General features: G+C 72.1%; 9 protein-coding genes and 1 pseudogene. 1 reads left to right on the forward strand and 9 read right to left on the reverse strand.

Features of this window, described 5'->3' with window-relative positions; all coding sequences use genetic code 11:
* Positions 1 to 12: 12 nt before the first annotated feature.
* The 9 genes from ACN27F_RS17095 to ACN27F_RS17135 all read right to left on the reverse strand — a co-directional run bounded on the left by ACN27F_RS17095 (position 13) and on the right by ACN27F_RS17135 (position 13668).
* Positions 13 to 1701: a (2,3-dihydroxybenzoyl)adenylate synthase gene (locus ACN27F_RS17095; protein WP_421434529.1), complete on the reverse strand. Its 1689-nt coding sequence runs from the start codon at positions 1699 to 1701 to the stop codon at positions 13 to 15.
* A complete protein-coding gene (locus tag ACN27F_RS17100) occupies positions 1694 to 2869 on the reverse strand; it encodes an isochorismate synthase (RefSeq protein WP_421434531.1) in 1176 nt (391 codons plus the stop codon). Before ACN27F_RS17100 ends, ACN27F_RS17095 begins: the two co-directional genes overlap by 8 nt.
* A gap of 77 nt (positions 2870 to 2946) precedes the next feature.
* Positions 2947 to 3714 carry an SDR family oxidoreductase gene (locus ACN27F_RS17105; RefSeq protein ID WP_421434533.1) on the reverse strand — a complete coding sequence of 256 codons (768 nt, stop codon included), beginning with the start codon at positions 3712 to 3714 and terminating at the stop codon, positions 2947 to 2949.
* A 113-nt stretch (positions 3715 to 3827) separates the two neighbouring features.
* A complete protein-coding gene (locus ACN27F_RS17110; RefSeq protein WP_421434535.1) occupies positions 3828 to 7838 on the reverse strand; it encodes an amino acid adenylation domain-containing protein in 4011 nt (1336 codons plus the stop codon).
* Positions 7822 to 8778 carry an isochorismatase family protein gene (locus ACN27F_RS17115; RefSeq protein ID WP_421434537.1) on the reverse strand — a complete coding sequence of 319 codons (957 nt, stop codon included), beginning with the start codon at positions 8776 to 8778 and terminating at the stop codon, positions 7822 to 7824. The genes ACN27F_RS17110 and ACN27F_RS17115 overlap by 17 nt, the downstream gene beginning before the upstream one ends.
* 21 nt (positions 8779 to 8799) lie before the next feature.
* The gene (gene fes / locus ACN27F_RS17120) at positions 8800 to 10059 is read right to left on the reverse strand and encodes an enterochelin esterase (protein ID WP_421434539.1); all 1260 of its coding nucleotides are present in this window, start codon (positions 10057 to 10059) and stop codon (positions 8800 to 8802) included.
* Positions 10056 to 11615, reverse strand: coding sequence for a hypothetical protein (locus ACN27F_RS17125; RefSeq protein WP_421434541.1), 1560 nt, complete (start codon positions 11613 to 11615; stop codon positions 10056 to 10058). The genes fes and ACN27F_RS17125 overlap by 4 nt, the downstream gene beginning before the upstream one ends.
* An 11-nt stretch (positions 11616 to 11626) precedes the next feature.
* On the reverse strand, positions 11627 to 12637 hold the full coding sequence (locus ACN27F_RS17130; protein WP_421434543.1) for a glycosyltransferase family 2 protein: 1011 nt from the start codon (positions 12635 to 12637) through the stop codon (positions 11627 to 11629).
* Complete coding sequence (locus ACN27F_RS17135; RefSeq protein ID WP_421434544.1) at positions 12634 to 13668, reverse strand: acyltransferase family protein; 1035 nt, start codon at positions 13666 to 13668, stop codon at positions 12634 to 12636. The genes ACN27F_RS17130 and ACN27F_RS17135 overlap by 4 nt, the downstream gene beginning before the upstream one ends.
* 176 nt (positions 13669 to 13844) lie before the next feature.
* Here ACN27F_RS17135 and ACN27F_RS17140 point away from each other — a divergent pair.
* A pseudogene (locus ACN27F_RS17140) lies at positions 13845 to 14225 on the forward strand (thioesterase domain-containing protein); the annotation flags it as partial.
* Positions 14226 to 14237: the final 12 nt, after the last annotated feature.

Here is a 14237-nt window from a genome sequence, read left to right on the forward strand (position 1 = left end):
ACTACCAGCCGGCTACCGATCGTCCGGCCGGGCCCGCCGCTCGCGCAGCGGGTCTGGTCGGCGTCGGCCGGCGAGGTCGGTGGCGAGTCGGGCGCGTAGCTCGGTGCGGCTGATCTTGCCGACCCCGGTAAGAGGGAAGGCGGTGGCGTACTCCACCCGATCGGGAATCTTGTAGTCGGCGAGACCACGTTCGCGCAGGAAGGCACGCAACGCCGCCGCCGGCGGCGGCGGCGTTTCCCGGGGCACGACCACCGCGCACGTACGCTCCCCGAGCATGTCGTCGGGCACGGCGACCACCGCCACGTCCAACACCGCCGGGTGAGCGAGCAGATGGTTCTCCACCTCCTCGACCGCGACTTTCTCCCCTCCCCGATTGACCTGGTCCTTCACCCGCCCCTCGACCACCAGATACCCGGTGTCCGTCACCCGCACGAGATCACCGGTGCGGTAGAACCCGTCCGGGGTGAACGCGATCGCGTTGTGTCCCGCCGCCCGGTGGTAACCCCGGATCGTGTACGGACCCCGGGTCAGCAACTGTCCGACCTCACCGGGCGCGACGTCCCGGCCGTCCTTGTCGACGATCCGGATCTCGTCGTCCGGGCTGATCGGCCGGCCCTGGGTCGTCGTCACCACCTCGACCGGATCGTCCAGCCGGGTGTAGTTGACCAGCCCTTCGGCCATCCCGAACACCTGCTGTAGCGCGCACCCGAGAACCGGCCGCACCCGCACGGCGACCTCGTCACTGAGCCGGGCACCACCGACCTGCAACACCCGCAGACTCGACAGATCCGCCCGCCGACCCGCCGCCGCCCGTAGCCACACCTTCGCCAACGGCGGCACCACAGCCGTGATCGTCACCCGCTCAGCCGCGATCAACCCGAACGCCACATCCGGACTCGGCCCGGCGGCCAGCACCACCCGTCCACCGGCGTGCAACGTCCCCAGCACCCCCGGCGAACTCAACGAGAAGTTGTGCGCCACCGGCAACACACACAGATAGACCGTGTCCCCGTCCAACCCGCAGATCCCCGCCGAGGCCCGCACACTGTACAGATAGTCATCGTGAGTACGCGGAATCAGCTTCGGCAACCCGGTACTACCACCGGACAGATTCAGAAACGCCACCTCACCCGCGACCGGCCCGGCCGGTAACCCGGCCGGATCACCCGCCAACCCGACCAGATCGGTGAACTCCGCCGCGTCCCCGTACACCAGTACATGCGCCATCCCGGGACACACCGAACGAACCTGCCGCGCCAGAACCCGGTAATCGAACCCGGCATGTCGATCCGCGATCACGTACCCCACCGCCCCGGTCGACTCCACCAGATGAACGATCTCCACCCGGCGATGTGCCGGCAACGCCAACACCGGCCACGCCCCGATCCGGAACAGCGCGAACAGCACCGCCAGAAACTCCGGCACGTTCGGCAACTGCACCACCACCCGGTCGCCCCGGCGCACCCCGACACCGTGCAGACCCGCCGCCAACCGCAATGCCCGCTCCCGCAACCCCCGATAGCCGTAGCGCCGACCCGCGCCCACCACCGCGCACCGGTCCCCGTACCGGGCCGCCAACCCCGCCAGCCACCGGTCGAACGTTTCCCCCTGCCAGTACCCCGCCCGCCGGTAACGGTCCACGAACTCCCCCGGCCACGGCGTGAAATCCATCCCGCCGTCAGGCCCCGACCGGTCATCCATCCACGTCACCCCCGGCAAGACCCAACGCCGTCAACATCGTCCGGAACTTCGCCGACGTCTCCGCCAGCTCCGCCACCGCGACCGACTCCGCCACCACCCCCGCACCGGCGTACAACCGCACCGACCGCCCAGCCACCCGCGCGCACCGAATCCCCACCACCCACTCACCGTCACCACCGGCGTCGACCCAACCCACCATCCCCGTATAGAAACCACGATCGAACGGCTCAAGCTCCGCGATCACCGCACGGGCCACCTCCACCGGCGTGCCACACACCGCTGGCGTCGGATGCAACGCCATTGCCAACTGCAGCGCCGACACCGACCGATCGACCACCTCCCCCTCCACCCGACTCGACAGATGCCACATCGCCGCCGTCGGCACCACCGTCGGCGGCCCCACCCGCAACCGCCCCAGATACGGCCGCAGCGCCTGCACCACCGCCTCCACCACGAACGCATGCTCCCGACGATCCTTCACCGACACCTGCAACCCCGCCGCCCGCCGCCGGTCCTCCACCGGATCGACTGCCCGTGGCCGCGACCCCGCCATCGGATTCGCCACCACCCGGGAACCGAACCGCGACACCAACAACTCCGGGCTCGCCCCCACCAACGTCGCCCCACCGGGCAGATCCACCGCATACGTGTAACCAGCTGGATCCCGCCACGCCAGCACCCGCAGCAGCGACCCCACATCCACCGGCCGGTCCGCCTCCACCTGCAGACACCGCGCCAGCACCACCTTGTCCACCGCACCGGCACGCGCCATCGCCACCGCCCGCTCCACCGCCGCGACATACCGGTCCGGCTCCGGCACCGCCACCACCCGTGCCGCCCCGACCCCGAACCCCTGCGCCAGCGACGCCAGACCAGCCGCCCCGACCGGACCGGCACGACGCACCACCATCGGCACCACCAGACGTGCGGACGCCCCCGGCGCGAACGGCACCGCGCCCACCACCACCGGCTCCGCCACCGCACCACCCACCCCCGCCAACACCTCCGACACCCGCCCCGGCAGATCAACCGAACCATCCACCGCCGCCGCTGCCTCTCCGACAGCGAGCATCACCCCGCGCGGCGACGAGAAGAAAAACGATCCGTCGGTACCGTAACCATCAAGCAAATCAGCGACGGCACATTGCGGAAAATCGGTCCTGGTCACTGGAACGGCTCCGTTCTCCACGGCACGAACGCCCGACGGCACATAGGACACGCGACCTACACCCACAACAGCAGCGGTCACATCCGCAACGCCGCCCCACCATCGACATACAAGTTCTGCAACGTGATCTGCCCAGCCCGTTCCGACGCCAAGAACACCACCGCGTCAGCCACATCCGACGCATGACCGATCCGCCCCAACGGAATCCCCGCCCGGAACCGCTCCACCGAACCATCCACCACCTCACCCGGCCCGACCCCACCGACCAACAACTGACGCAACATCGCCGTGTCCGTCGACCCCGGCGACACCACATTGCATCGAATCCCGTCCCGCGCCACTTCCAGGCCAAGACACATCGTGAACGCCACCGCCGCCGCCTTACTCGCCGCATAAGCCGCCATGCCCGTACGCGGCACACCCACCGCGTTCGACGCCACCGTCACCACCGCCCCCCGGCGCCGCGACCGCATCCGACCGACCACCGCCCGGCACATGTGGAACACCCCCGATGCGTTCACCGCAAGAGAATCGGCCCACGCGCCGTCACCCACCGAGGTGGCCGCACCCGGATGCAACACACCCGCCGCGTTCACCAACACATCGATCGGCCCCAACCCACCCTCAGCCCGCTCGACCATCTCCGCCACCGCCACCGGATCACGCACATCCACCACGAACGGCACCACTGCAGACCCCTGCGCCACCCCCGCCAAGCCGGACCCGTCCCGATCCACCGCCGCGACCACCGCACCCTCCGCCAGCAGAGCCCGAACGACCGCAGCCCCGATACCCCCAGCCGCACCGGTCACCACCGCGACCACACCGGCCAACGACTGCACCACCACGACTCCTCTGCCAGCTAGCGGGTCGACCTTGAGCTCGGTGATCCTTACTTTGGATAGGCTAACTTTTGTCAGACATTTGAGCAACGGCACCGGGCAGCGCAGCAGCGGTGTCAGCCGGCTGGCGCGATCCGCTCACCGAGCACCGCCGAGACCTGGTCGACCGCTGGCACCCGTACCAGGTCGGGGTGCGTCGCCGGCACGTCGACCACCTCGATCCGCCCGACGTACGGGGTCCACCCGGCCGGCTCGAGCCAGGTTTCCGGGCGCGGCGCGGCGGCCCGGAACAACAGCACGTCACCGGGAAAGCTGAGCGTCTCGCCGGTACGGACCAACACCGAGCCGTGCGCCACACAGCGGATGCTCGCCGCCAGGACGTCCGGGGGCAAGGCCGCCATCGGGCTACCACCGGCGCGCAGCACCCGGTGGACCTCGGCGTCGTCCACCGGGGATTCCGTCGACACGAGGTGCTCCACCCCGGCCATCCGCAGGATTCCGCGCAGCACCTCGGAACGGGTCGGCCGGCCGAGATGTCGCCACTGCGCAGCCGGATACGCGTCCAGCAACGCGACCAGTCCGGTCGGCTGACCATCGGCGGCGGCGAGCGCGGCCACCGTCTGCGCCGCCATCCCGCCGATCGACCAGCCCGCCACGTGGAATCCGCCGTCGCCCACCAGCGAGCGGATCGCGGTCAGGTAGCGCCGCGCCAGTGCCGGCAGCGTCGGCGGCAGCGCGACCTGTGGCTCGGTGAAGGCGGTCGACTGGATCGCGTGCACCCCGAGCCAACGCGGCAACCGCCGCAACAGCGGGGCGTAGCACCAACCGAGCCCACCGGCCGGCGGCAGCAGCACCAGCGGCCACCCGGTACCGGTACGCAGCGTCAGGATCTCGCCGAGATCCGACCGGCGACCCGCCGCGCCGCCGGCGCTGATCAACCGGGCGAGCTGGGCCGGCGTGGGTGCGGCGAAGACATCGGCCAGCGACAGTCGTGCGCCGACCGTGGCTTCGATCCGGTCCATCAACCGCAGTGCCAGCAACGAACTACCGCCAGCGACGAAGAAGTCGGTGTCGGCTACCGCCGGTCGGTCGTGACCGAGCACGTCCCCCATCAGCTCGCCGATCAACTGCTGCCACAGGTCGGCCGGCCCGGCGGCACTGGGGTCGACGTCGGCACGGGGCAGGCCGCGCGCGACGAGACCGGCCCGGTCGACCTTTCCACTGCCGGTCAGCGGTAGATCGGCCACCCGCTGGTACGCCGCCGGCCGCATCGCTTCCGGCAAATGCGCCGCCGCGACCGCCCGTAGCCGATCCATGCCGACGGCTCCAGTGACGTACGCGACCAGCCGGGTGTCGTCGCCGGAGCAGGTGACACCCACCACGGCCACCTGCCCGGCCTGCGGCACCGCGCCCAGGACCGCCTCCACCTCGCCCGGCTCCACCCGCTGGCCACGGATTTTGAGCTGGTCGTCGACCCGGCCCAGGTAGCGCAACGCACCGTCGTCGCGCCAGCTCGCCAGGTCACCGGTGCGGTACATCCGCTCGCCAGGAACGAACGGATCGGGTACGAACCGCTCGGTGGTGAGATCGTCGCGGCCGGCGTACCCGACCGCAAGCTGCACCCCGGCCAGGTACAGCTCGCCCCTGGCACCGGGGGGCACCGGCCGGCGGTCCTGGTCGAGGACGTAGGCCCGGGTGTTCCAGATCGGCCGGCCGATCGGCACCGCGTCGCCGTCGTGTTGCGGGTCGCACGGCCAGCAGGTCACGTCGACCGCCGCCTCGGTCGGTCCGTACAGGTTGGTGGGCGCCACTGCGAGACGGTGCGCCGCCGCCGCGGCCAGGTCCCCGGTCAGCGCCTCACCGCTGCAGACCAACCGGGTCAGTCGCCCCGCCCGACCGACCTCGGCGCTGGTCGCGTCGGCGCAGAACGCACGCAGCATCGACGGGACGAAGTGCACCGTCGAAATCCGCTCGCGGACCATCAGGTCGGCCAGATAGCGGGGATCCCGGTGACCGCCGGGCTCGGCCACCACCACGCATCCGCCCACCCGCAGCGGCCAGTAGAGCTCCCAGATCGACACGTCGAACGAGATCGGGGTCTTGTGCAGCACCCGCTCCCCGCCCCGCAGCCGGAAGTGGTCCTGCATCCAGGCCAGCCGGTTGTCGATCGCCCGGTGGGTGACCCGTACGCCCTTGGGCCGTCCGGTCGACCCGGAGGTGAACAGTACGTAGGCCACGTCGTCGGGTCCGGCGTGGTAGCGCGGGTCGGCACGCAGCCGCCGCAGCTGGGCCGGTGACGCCGCTTCGGCGGCCCGGCTCACCGGTGTGCCGGGGTCGAGGGAGAGCAGCCGCGACGCCGGTCGCTCCGCCGCCACCTCGTCGACCGGCAGCCCGGCTCGGTCATCGGTGAGCAGCCAACCGCAGCCGGCGTCGGCGAGCATGCCGCCGATGCGCCGGGCCGGCAGCTGCGGGTCGATCGGCAGGTACGTCGCGCCGAGCCGTGCCAACGCGTACACCGCGACGAACAGCTCGACGCCGCGCGCCAGCCCCACGCCGACGACGTCCCGCCGGGCGACCCCGAGCTGGGCGAGCGACCAGGCGAGCCGGGTGGCCCGCTCGTCGAGCCCGGCGTAGGTCAGTTCCTGGTCGGCGTAGCGCAGCGCCACCGCCGCCGGAGTGCGGCGCACCTGCTCGTCGAAGGCCGCCGGCAGGGTGGTGCTCGCCCGGTCGACCGTCGGTCCACGGAAATCGACCAGGACCCGCCGACGGTCGGCCCCGGTCAGCAGCGGCAGGTCGGCGACCCGAGCAGTGGGGTCGGCCCCGGCGACCGTGGTCAGCCAGGAGACCATCCGCTCGGCATGCCAGGCGACCTCGCGGTCGCGGTACAGCCGAGGATTGGCGTCGAGTTCGAAGTGGACCGGTCGGCCCTTGCCGGGGACGCCACGCAGACACCAGGTCATGTCCTCGACCGGGCCGGCGGTCACGTTGCGGACGACGCCTTCGGTACCGGCCGCGAACCGCAGCCGCAGGTCGAACGGCAGGATGTTGACCTGCGGGCCGAACAGTTGCCCGCCGCCGCCGCGGCGGCGCAGCCGGCGGGCGAGTTCCTCCTGACGGGTGTACGCGTGCCCACGTACCAGCGCAGACTCGGCCCGGACCTCGGCGATCAGCTCGGCGAGTGTGGCCGGGCCGGGGTGCAGGGTCATCGGCACGACGTTCACCGCGGTGCAGACGGTCCGGGCGGCGGCCGGCACCCGCCGTCCGGCGGTCACCCGGTTCATCAGCGGGACGCCGACGCGGACCTCGTCCAGGTCGGTCATCCGGCCCAGGTAGCCGGCGAAGGCGGCGGTCACCACGTCGGTCCACGGGCCGCCGTGGCGCCGGCCGGCGTCCGACACCGCCCGCTGCACGTCGTCGGTCAGCTCGACGGCGGCCCGCAGCGCCGCCGATGCCGGGTTGGCCGAGCGTCCGGCCAGGCTCGACGTCCCGCAGTGGGACAGCCGTGCGGCCCAGAACCGCTCGTCGTCCGAGGCCGTGGCGGTGTCGTCGCAGCGGGCCCGGTCCTCGGCGACGACATCGGCCAGGGTCGCGGTGACCGGCGACGGCTCGCCGCCTTCTCCGAACAGGGCGCGGTACCAGGCCGCGACCCGGCGGGCGAACTGGGCGAAGCCGAAGCCGTCCAGCAGTACGTGGTGCGCGCAGTGGTACCACAGTGCCCGGTCGGGACCGGTTCGCAGGAGCATCGAACGGACCAGGTCGCCGGCGTCGAGGTCGAGCGGGCGGGCCAGGTCGGCCCGGACCAGCCGGTCGGCTTCGGCCGGTGGGTCCGGCCGGGACCGCAGGTCGACCACCCGCACCCGGGCCGGCGGTTCGGGGCGTACGCGTTGTTGCGGCCCGTCCGGGTGCAGCCGCAGCGCGACCCGCAGCTGATCGAAGTCGAGGTATGCGCGGCGCACCGCCTCGGCCAGCCGGGACGCGTCGAGTGGACCATCGATCTGCACGACCTCGGCGGTGGAGTACGCCGCACTGGACGGGTCGAGCTGGTGGGCGAAGTACAGGCCCCGGGCGGCCGAGGTCAGCGGCAGCCAGTCGCGGTCGCCGGTGGTGCGCTCAACTGCCGGCGACACCGGACACGCCTGAGGGGGAGCCAGTCACGCCCGGTGGAGGCAGACTCGTCACGGGCGGCGACTCGCTGATCCGGTCGCGGAGGAAGCCGACCGTGCCGGTGGCGGTGAACTCTCCGAAGTCGACGTCGATTCCGCAGTCGCCGAGCGCGGTGAGCAGGTACATCGCCCGGACCGAATCAAGGCCGAGTTCGAACAGGTCCTGCTGGGGATCGGCTAGCGCCTGGCGTACCGCCGCCGGCTCCTCCAGCAGCGGATCGAGCAACTCCGCCAGGATCTGCTCCCACCTGGCGGCGGCCGTGACCGCCGGGTCGAGCGCAGCGCGTACGGTCGCCGTGTCGATCACCACGGCGCAGCTCTGCGCCGCGTGGGTCAATGCCCGCAGGTGGCTGTCCCGGTCGAAGGCGGCGACTCCGTCGGCCACCACGAACGGCGCGATGTCGCGGCAGAACGCGTCGGTCGCGGTCGCGACAACGCCGATGTGGGCGTACACCCCGGTGACGACGAGCTGGTCGCGACCCCGCTCGCGCAGCCAGTCGGCAAGTGGTGTACGGACGAAGGCGCTGTACCGGTGTTTGGTCAGGGTGGTGGCGCCGGCCGGTGGGGCGACCGCCGCGATGATGTCGGTGTGTTCGGGCACCGCCTGGGGCCCCGGCCCCCACAGGTCGGTCTGCAGGCCGCGCCAGGCCGGGTCCTGACCACCGGGTGCGGCCGTGTAGACCACTGGGACGCCGGCCCGGTCGGCGACCTCGAGCAGTGTCGTGACCGACCTGACGACGGCGCCGAACGCCCGGCTGCCCTCGGGATAGATCCTCGTGAAGTAGCCCTGCATGTCGTGCACCAGCAACGCGCAGCGCTCCGGCGACAGGGTCCAGTTGGCGCGGCCGGCAGGTAGCTCGGCGGCGGTCGGCGGCTGGTAGTCGGCCAGCTTGGGCAGGCTCATTCGATCATAGTAAGGCATGCCTTAGCTTTGTCTGATGTTTCCCAGCAGGGCGATCAGGCCATCCGCCAGACCACCCCGCCAACAGGCCACGTCGTGGCCCCCGTCGAACTCGGCGTACGTCACCGGGTAGCCGCGCCGAAGCAGCACGTCACGCAGCCGCCGGGTCGGCCCGACCAGATCCCACTCCCGCGCGCCCACCTCCAGGTACCAGCGCAGCGCCAGCCGTGCGGTCGCCGCGTACCGCCCGGTGAGCCACTCCCGCACCTCTCCGCCGGGGAACCAGTACGAGCCCGACTGCGACAGCACCGCTCCGAACCGGTCCGGGGCGCACAGCGCGGTGTACGCGGCGGCCAACCCGCCGAGACTCTGGCCGGCCACCACCGTGGCCGCCGGATCGGACGTGACCGGCCACCGAGCCGCCGCCCAGGCGAGCAGGTCACCGGCGAGAAACCGGACGAACGCCGGGCTGCAGGCCAGGTCCCTGGTCCGGGCCGGGACAGCCGCGCAGTCGACCATCAACACCATGGTGGGCGGAATCCGCCCGGCGGCGATCAGGTTGTCCACGGTCGCCCCGAGCAGGCCCTGCCCGCCCCACACGTCGCCATCGAGCAGTACCACCACCGGCAGGTCCCGGTGGCCGGCTCCCGGCGGCAGATAACTCCACACCGTACGATCGCCTACCTGATGCCGGCCCACCTCGCCGGGTAGGACCCCCGGCCGGACAGCGAGCCACGGCTGCGCCGGCGCGTCGGGGAGGCTGACCACGGACAACGCCGGGCCGTCGGCCCGGTGGCGCAGCGGTTCCCGGTTGAGCGGATCCGGCCGCGCCACCGACCGCAGCCGCCGCCACCGGGCCTTGTCCGACGGGTCGTCGGGATCGATGGGCACCGGCGGTGCGGACAACGGTCCGATCGCGTAGCTCGCCCGCCAGGTCGGTGGCATCCGGTAGCTCAGCTGCCAGATGTCGGTCCCCGGCAGCCGCCGCATCAGACTCTGGTCCAGGCGGCGGAAGTCGGTCAGCCGATTCGCGTGCAGGATGACCGCCGCCGCGTCCGCGTCCCGCCACAGGAAGGTCACGATGATCCCGTCCCCGTCGGGCTCCAGCAGCGGCGTGCCGCGGGCCGCCGCCTCCGCCCAGAAGGCCGCGACCGCGTGGGCGTCGGGCTGTGAGGCGGACAGCTGCGCCAGTCGTGGGCTCGGGCAGACCGGCAGCGGATAGGGACGTGGCGTGTGCGGCGGCGCCCCTGCGGTCTGCGGCGGCCGGAGGATGTCCGTCGTCACGCCCGTGCCTCCTGCAACGGGTTGTCGAGTTCGTACGCCGGTCCCGGCTCGGCGTCGACCGGCTCGGCGTCGACCGGCTCAGCGGACGGTTGCGGGTAGCGGCGCCGGCGGGCGAGCGTGCGCAGCGTTTCGACGTAGCCGGAACGGGTGTACCGGGGGCGGTAGGCGGCCACCGCGCCGTGGGCGGCGTCCGCGTTCCCGCCCAGCAGGTCGACGACCGTCCAGGCCAGCGCGACGGCCGGCTGGACGTACGCCTGGACCGGATCGACGATCCGGAACGACGCGGAATGGTTGACCCCGGCGCAGCCGCCATGCGTGGCGTGCAGCACCGGCAGCAGTGTGCTGAGGTCACCGGCGTCGGTGGAGGCGGCGGAGAACTCGGCCTCCGACCACCCGCCCGCCCCGGCCAGGCGTACCGCGTTGGCGCGGAAGATGCCGCCGAGGGTCCGGTCCACCGACAGCGGCTGGTATCCCGGTGCGGTGGTCAACTCGACGCCGGCACCGACGGCGAACGCGCCGGCCCGCAGCGCCCGGTCGACCCGCTGGCCCGCGTCCACGATCGACGCCTGGGTCCGGCCCCGGATCACCACGTCCACCGCCGCCTGGTCGGCGACCACGTTGAGGGTGCCGTGGTGCGCCCGCAGCACCGGATGCACCCGGACCCCGTCGGCGAACGACTCCCGCTGGGTGTCGATGGCGTGCAACGCGATCCGGGCCGCGCCGAGTGCGTCGATGCCGTGCCCGGGCGCGGTAGAGGCATGCGCCGCCCGTCCCCGGAAGATCGCCCGGCGGATGGCGAAGCCGGTGTACCGCCAGGTCATGCCGAGGGCCCCGGCCGGGCCGGACCCGTCGCCGGCCCGGCTCGGCGGGCGACCGTCGTCGCTCAGCTCGCCCGTCCCCAGGGCGTGAGCCATCATCGCCAGGTCGACGCCGTCGAAGCAGCCGAGTCGGATCAGTTCCTGCTTGCCACCGGGAAACTCCACGTCCGCAGCGCCCGCGCGGTCGATGTCGCTGTACTCCTCGGCCGGTACGGCGAAGAAGAGCACGTCGCCGGCGAGTTCGCCGGCGACCAGCTCGGTCAGCGCCCCGGCGACCCCGACCAGGTGGGCGACCTGGGCATGGTGTCCGCACGAGTGGGCTGCGTCGGTGATCGGATCGGCCGCCGGATGTCCGGGCGTGCGGATCGCGTCGAGTTCGGCCAGCACGCAGACCGTCGGCCCGTGACCGCGCCCGCGCAGCCGGGCCCGTACGCCGGTGCGGGCCAGGCCCTCTTCGACGGTGAGGCCTAGCCGGCGCAGTTCGCGCGCGACGACGTCGGCGGTGCGGAACTCGTGGTAGGCCAGCTCGGGATGGGCGTAGATGTCCTCGCCCACCGCGGTGAGCCGCCGGGCGTCCTGCTCGATCGCCGCCGCGATGGCCGCCTTGAGCGCGTCTCGCCCGGTCTCCGGCGCTGCCCCGTCAGGGTTCTCGCCTGACCCCGGCCACTGCTTCGACACACGATCCTCCCGGCGATCGGGCCACACCGGATCGACCGGCGCGGCGTTTCTGATGCTCATGAGCGGCCGTCTCATCGGTAGGCCAGCACCCGTGAATACAGTGCCGGCGCAGCCTTCAGCACACCGCCGGCCACGACCGGGTGGATCCGGCCGGCCGCGAGCAGCCGGACGAGGTCGGCTACCCGCGCCCGGCGGCGGGCCGCCGCCACCGCCGCCCGGGTGGTGGCGTCCGCGCGCCCGGCGTGTTCGGCGCGCAACGCCATGTTCGCAAGCGGTAGGACCACGTTGCCGAGCAGGTAGGTCAGGTAATCGGTGCGCCAACGCCGGGACAGCCCGTAGCACACGAGTTCGGCGTGTACGTCGTCGGCGACCGCGAGCAGGTCGAAGGTGTGCCTGCCGAAGTGGCCGGACACCGACGCCGGGTCGACCGTGTACCGGTAGAGCGGCTCGTCGATCAGCGCCACCGACGTCGCCCGTAACAGGGTCCGCAGCACCGGCCGGAAATCCTCGTAGCTGCGGTCGAGGTCGAACGGTGCGTTCGGCAGGCTCCGGCGACGGAACACCTTGTTGCAGGCGTACGCCTTCATCCGGTCGGTCAGCAGCAGCCGCGCCGCCTGTTCTCCGGAGACCGTCGGGCACCGCCAGCGGGATTCGACGACGTCGAGTGGATTCCCGGCCGGATCCACCCGACGGGTACGGCAGACCGCGATATCGGCCCGGTGTTCGATGGCCGCCTCGACCAAGCGGGCGAGGAAGGCCGGTTCGGCCTGATCGTCACTGTCGAGAAACCAGATCCACTCGCCGGTGGCCCGGGCGAGCCCGGTGTTGCGGGCGGCTCCGATCCGCCGGTTACGGTCGTGCCGCAGCACGAGGTACGGCAGGTCGAGGTCGGCCAGCGTACGGCGGGCGACGTCGATCGCGTCGTCGCCGCCGCAGTCGTCGACCAGGATCAGTTGGCCGGGTCGGAGCGTCTGTCCGGCCACCGAGCGCAGACAGTCCGCGATCGTGCCGGCGGTGTTGTAGACCGGTAGCACCACGGAGACGGTGGGGTCCGCACCCGGTTGCGGACCCGAATCGGTCATGTCCGGCTCCGGTGGCCCACCGCCGCCTGCGGTGTGGGCAGGTCGAACAGGCCGGGGACCCGGCGCAGTCGGCGCCAGAGGAGCCAGCACGAGGCGGCCACCGCCGCCGTCGCGGCAAGGACCAGTCCGGCCTGGCCGGCCAGCGGCAGGCCGGCCAGCGGCAGGCCGGCCAGCGGCTGATCGCCGCCGGACACCCCGACCAGGATCGCGATGACGACCGGATGCAGCACGTAGATCGGCAGGGTGTGCCGGCCGATGCTGCGCAGCGGTGCGGCCACGGGCCGGCCGGCGACGATCCCCGCGAGGCTGACCGCCAGCGGCAGGGCGACCAGCGGCAGCAGCGCGATCAGGGCCCGGCCGCTGGGATCGGCGAGCCGCAGCAGACCGCCGGCCACCAGCCAGGTCACCGCGAGCAGTACGCATCGGCGAGTGGTGGCGCTGGTGGCGAAGTCGATGACCACCGGTCGGAAGTGCCGACCGATCAGGAAGTAGAGGTAGCAGGAGAGCATGTGATCGATCCCCCACGAGGCGGCCGGAAACAGATCGATCGTCGCCACCATGGCCAGCGCAGTGGCCGCCGCCAGTTGCAGGGGCGCCGGGATGCGGCGGGAAAGCTTGGCTGCCGTGCAGAAGACGGCGAGCGCGGCGAGATACCACAGCACGCTGTCGGCGACGAGCAGGTCGTGCAGGTTGGCCCGGGCGACGGTGGTGGCGGAGCCGCCGGTGGCGGCGGCGAGCAGCGTCGCCACGGCCAGCAGGACGCTTCCCCACAGTAGATAGAGGTAGAGCAGGGTGGCGGGCCGACGTCGCAGGAACTCCCGCCAGGGCACCGCCAGCACCGACACCGAGAGTAGGCCGGACACCAGAAAGAAGGTCGGCAGCCGGACGGTGGCCAGAGCCACGTTGATCGAGACGAGCAGCGGGTGGTCGGCACCGAGCTGGCGGAGCGCTCCCTGCGTGTGCAGCTCGACGATGAGCAGGATCGCCATGCCGCGCGCGACGTCGACCCAGTCCAGCCGCTCGCCCACCATGCTGTCGAGCCCTCTCTGCTGCCTGCCCGTCCGGCACCGGAAGGCCATCGACTCGCCCGGAACCTATTGTCAGATGATAGTTAGGCTACCCTAAACTTTCCCAAAGTCATACTTCGACCCCGCGAACGACTACTAGGAGCGCGGTATGCGCGCCACCCTCCGGTCGGACGACACCGCCGGCCTCGCCGTACATCCTGCTCGGTCACTCCTACGGTGGACTGCTCGTCCTGGACACCGCGGGCCGGCTGGCCGCCGCGGGTGAACAGGTACCGCTGGTCGTTCTGCCGGACCGGACCGCCACGCCTACCCGGCCGGCGGCCAGCATCGACGACGGCTGCCGCCCCTGCCCCCGCGGTGGGACCGGCTGCGCACGCATGCCCGGCTGGCTGGACCGTCCGCACTGGTCGGAACGCCGTGCTCACCGGCCCGCACACGGTCATCCCGGTCGCCGGCGGTCATTGTTCGATCCTGCGGCCACTGTTCTATCAGCCGATTGTGGATCGGCTCGATGCCGAATTGTCGCGCTACCTCGCGCCGGTGTCACGCCGCGCGGCTGACCGCGCCGGGTC

The sequence above is a fragment of the Solwaraspora sp. WMMB335 genome (genome assembly GCF_049179075.1).
GTDB lineage: Bacteria > Actinomycetota > Actinomycetes > Mycobacteriales > Micromonosporaceae > Micromonospora_E.

Bases quoted from the DNA above. Each gene is read 5' to 3' on its own strand.
- ACN27F_RS17135 (WP_421434544.1), bottom strand. From the start codon at position 13,668: ATGGTGGGCGAGCGGCTGGACTGGGTCGACGTCGCGCGCGGCATGGCG.
- ACN27F_RS17115 (WP_421434537.1), bottom strand. From the start codon at position 8,778: ATGAGCCTGCCCAAGCTGGCCGACTACCAGCCGCCGACCGCCGCCGAG.
- ACN27F_RS17125 (WP_421434541.1), bottom strand. From the start codon at position 11,615: ATGAGCATCAGAAACGCCGCGCCGGTCGATCCGGTGTGGCCCGATCGC.
- ACN27F_RS17130 (WP_421434543.1), bottom strand. From the start codon at position 12,637: ATGACCGATTCGGGTCCGCAACCGGGTGCGGACCCCACCGTCTCCGTG.
- ACN27F_RS17095 (WP_421434529.1), bottom strand. From the start codon at position 1,701: ATGGATGACCGGTCGGGGCCTGACGGCGGGATGGATTTCACGCCGTGG.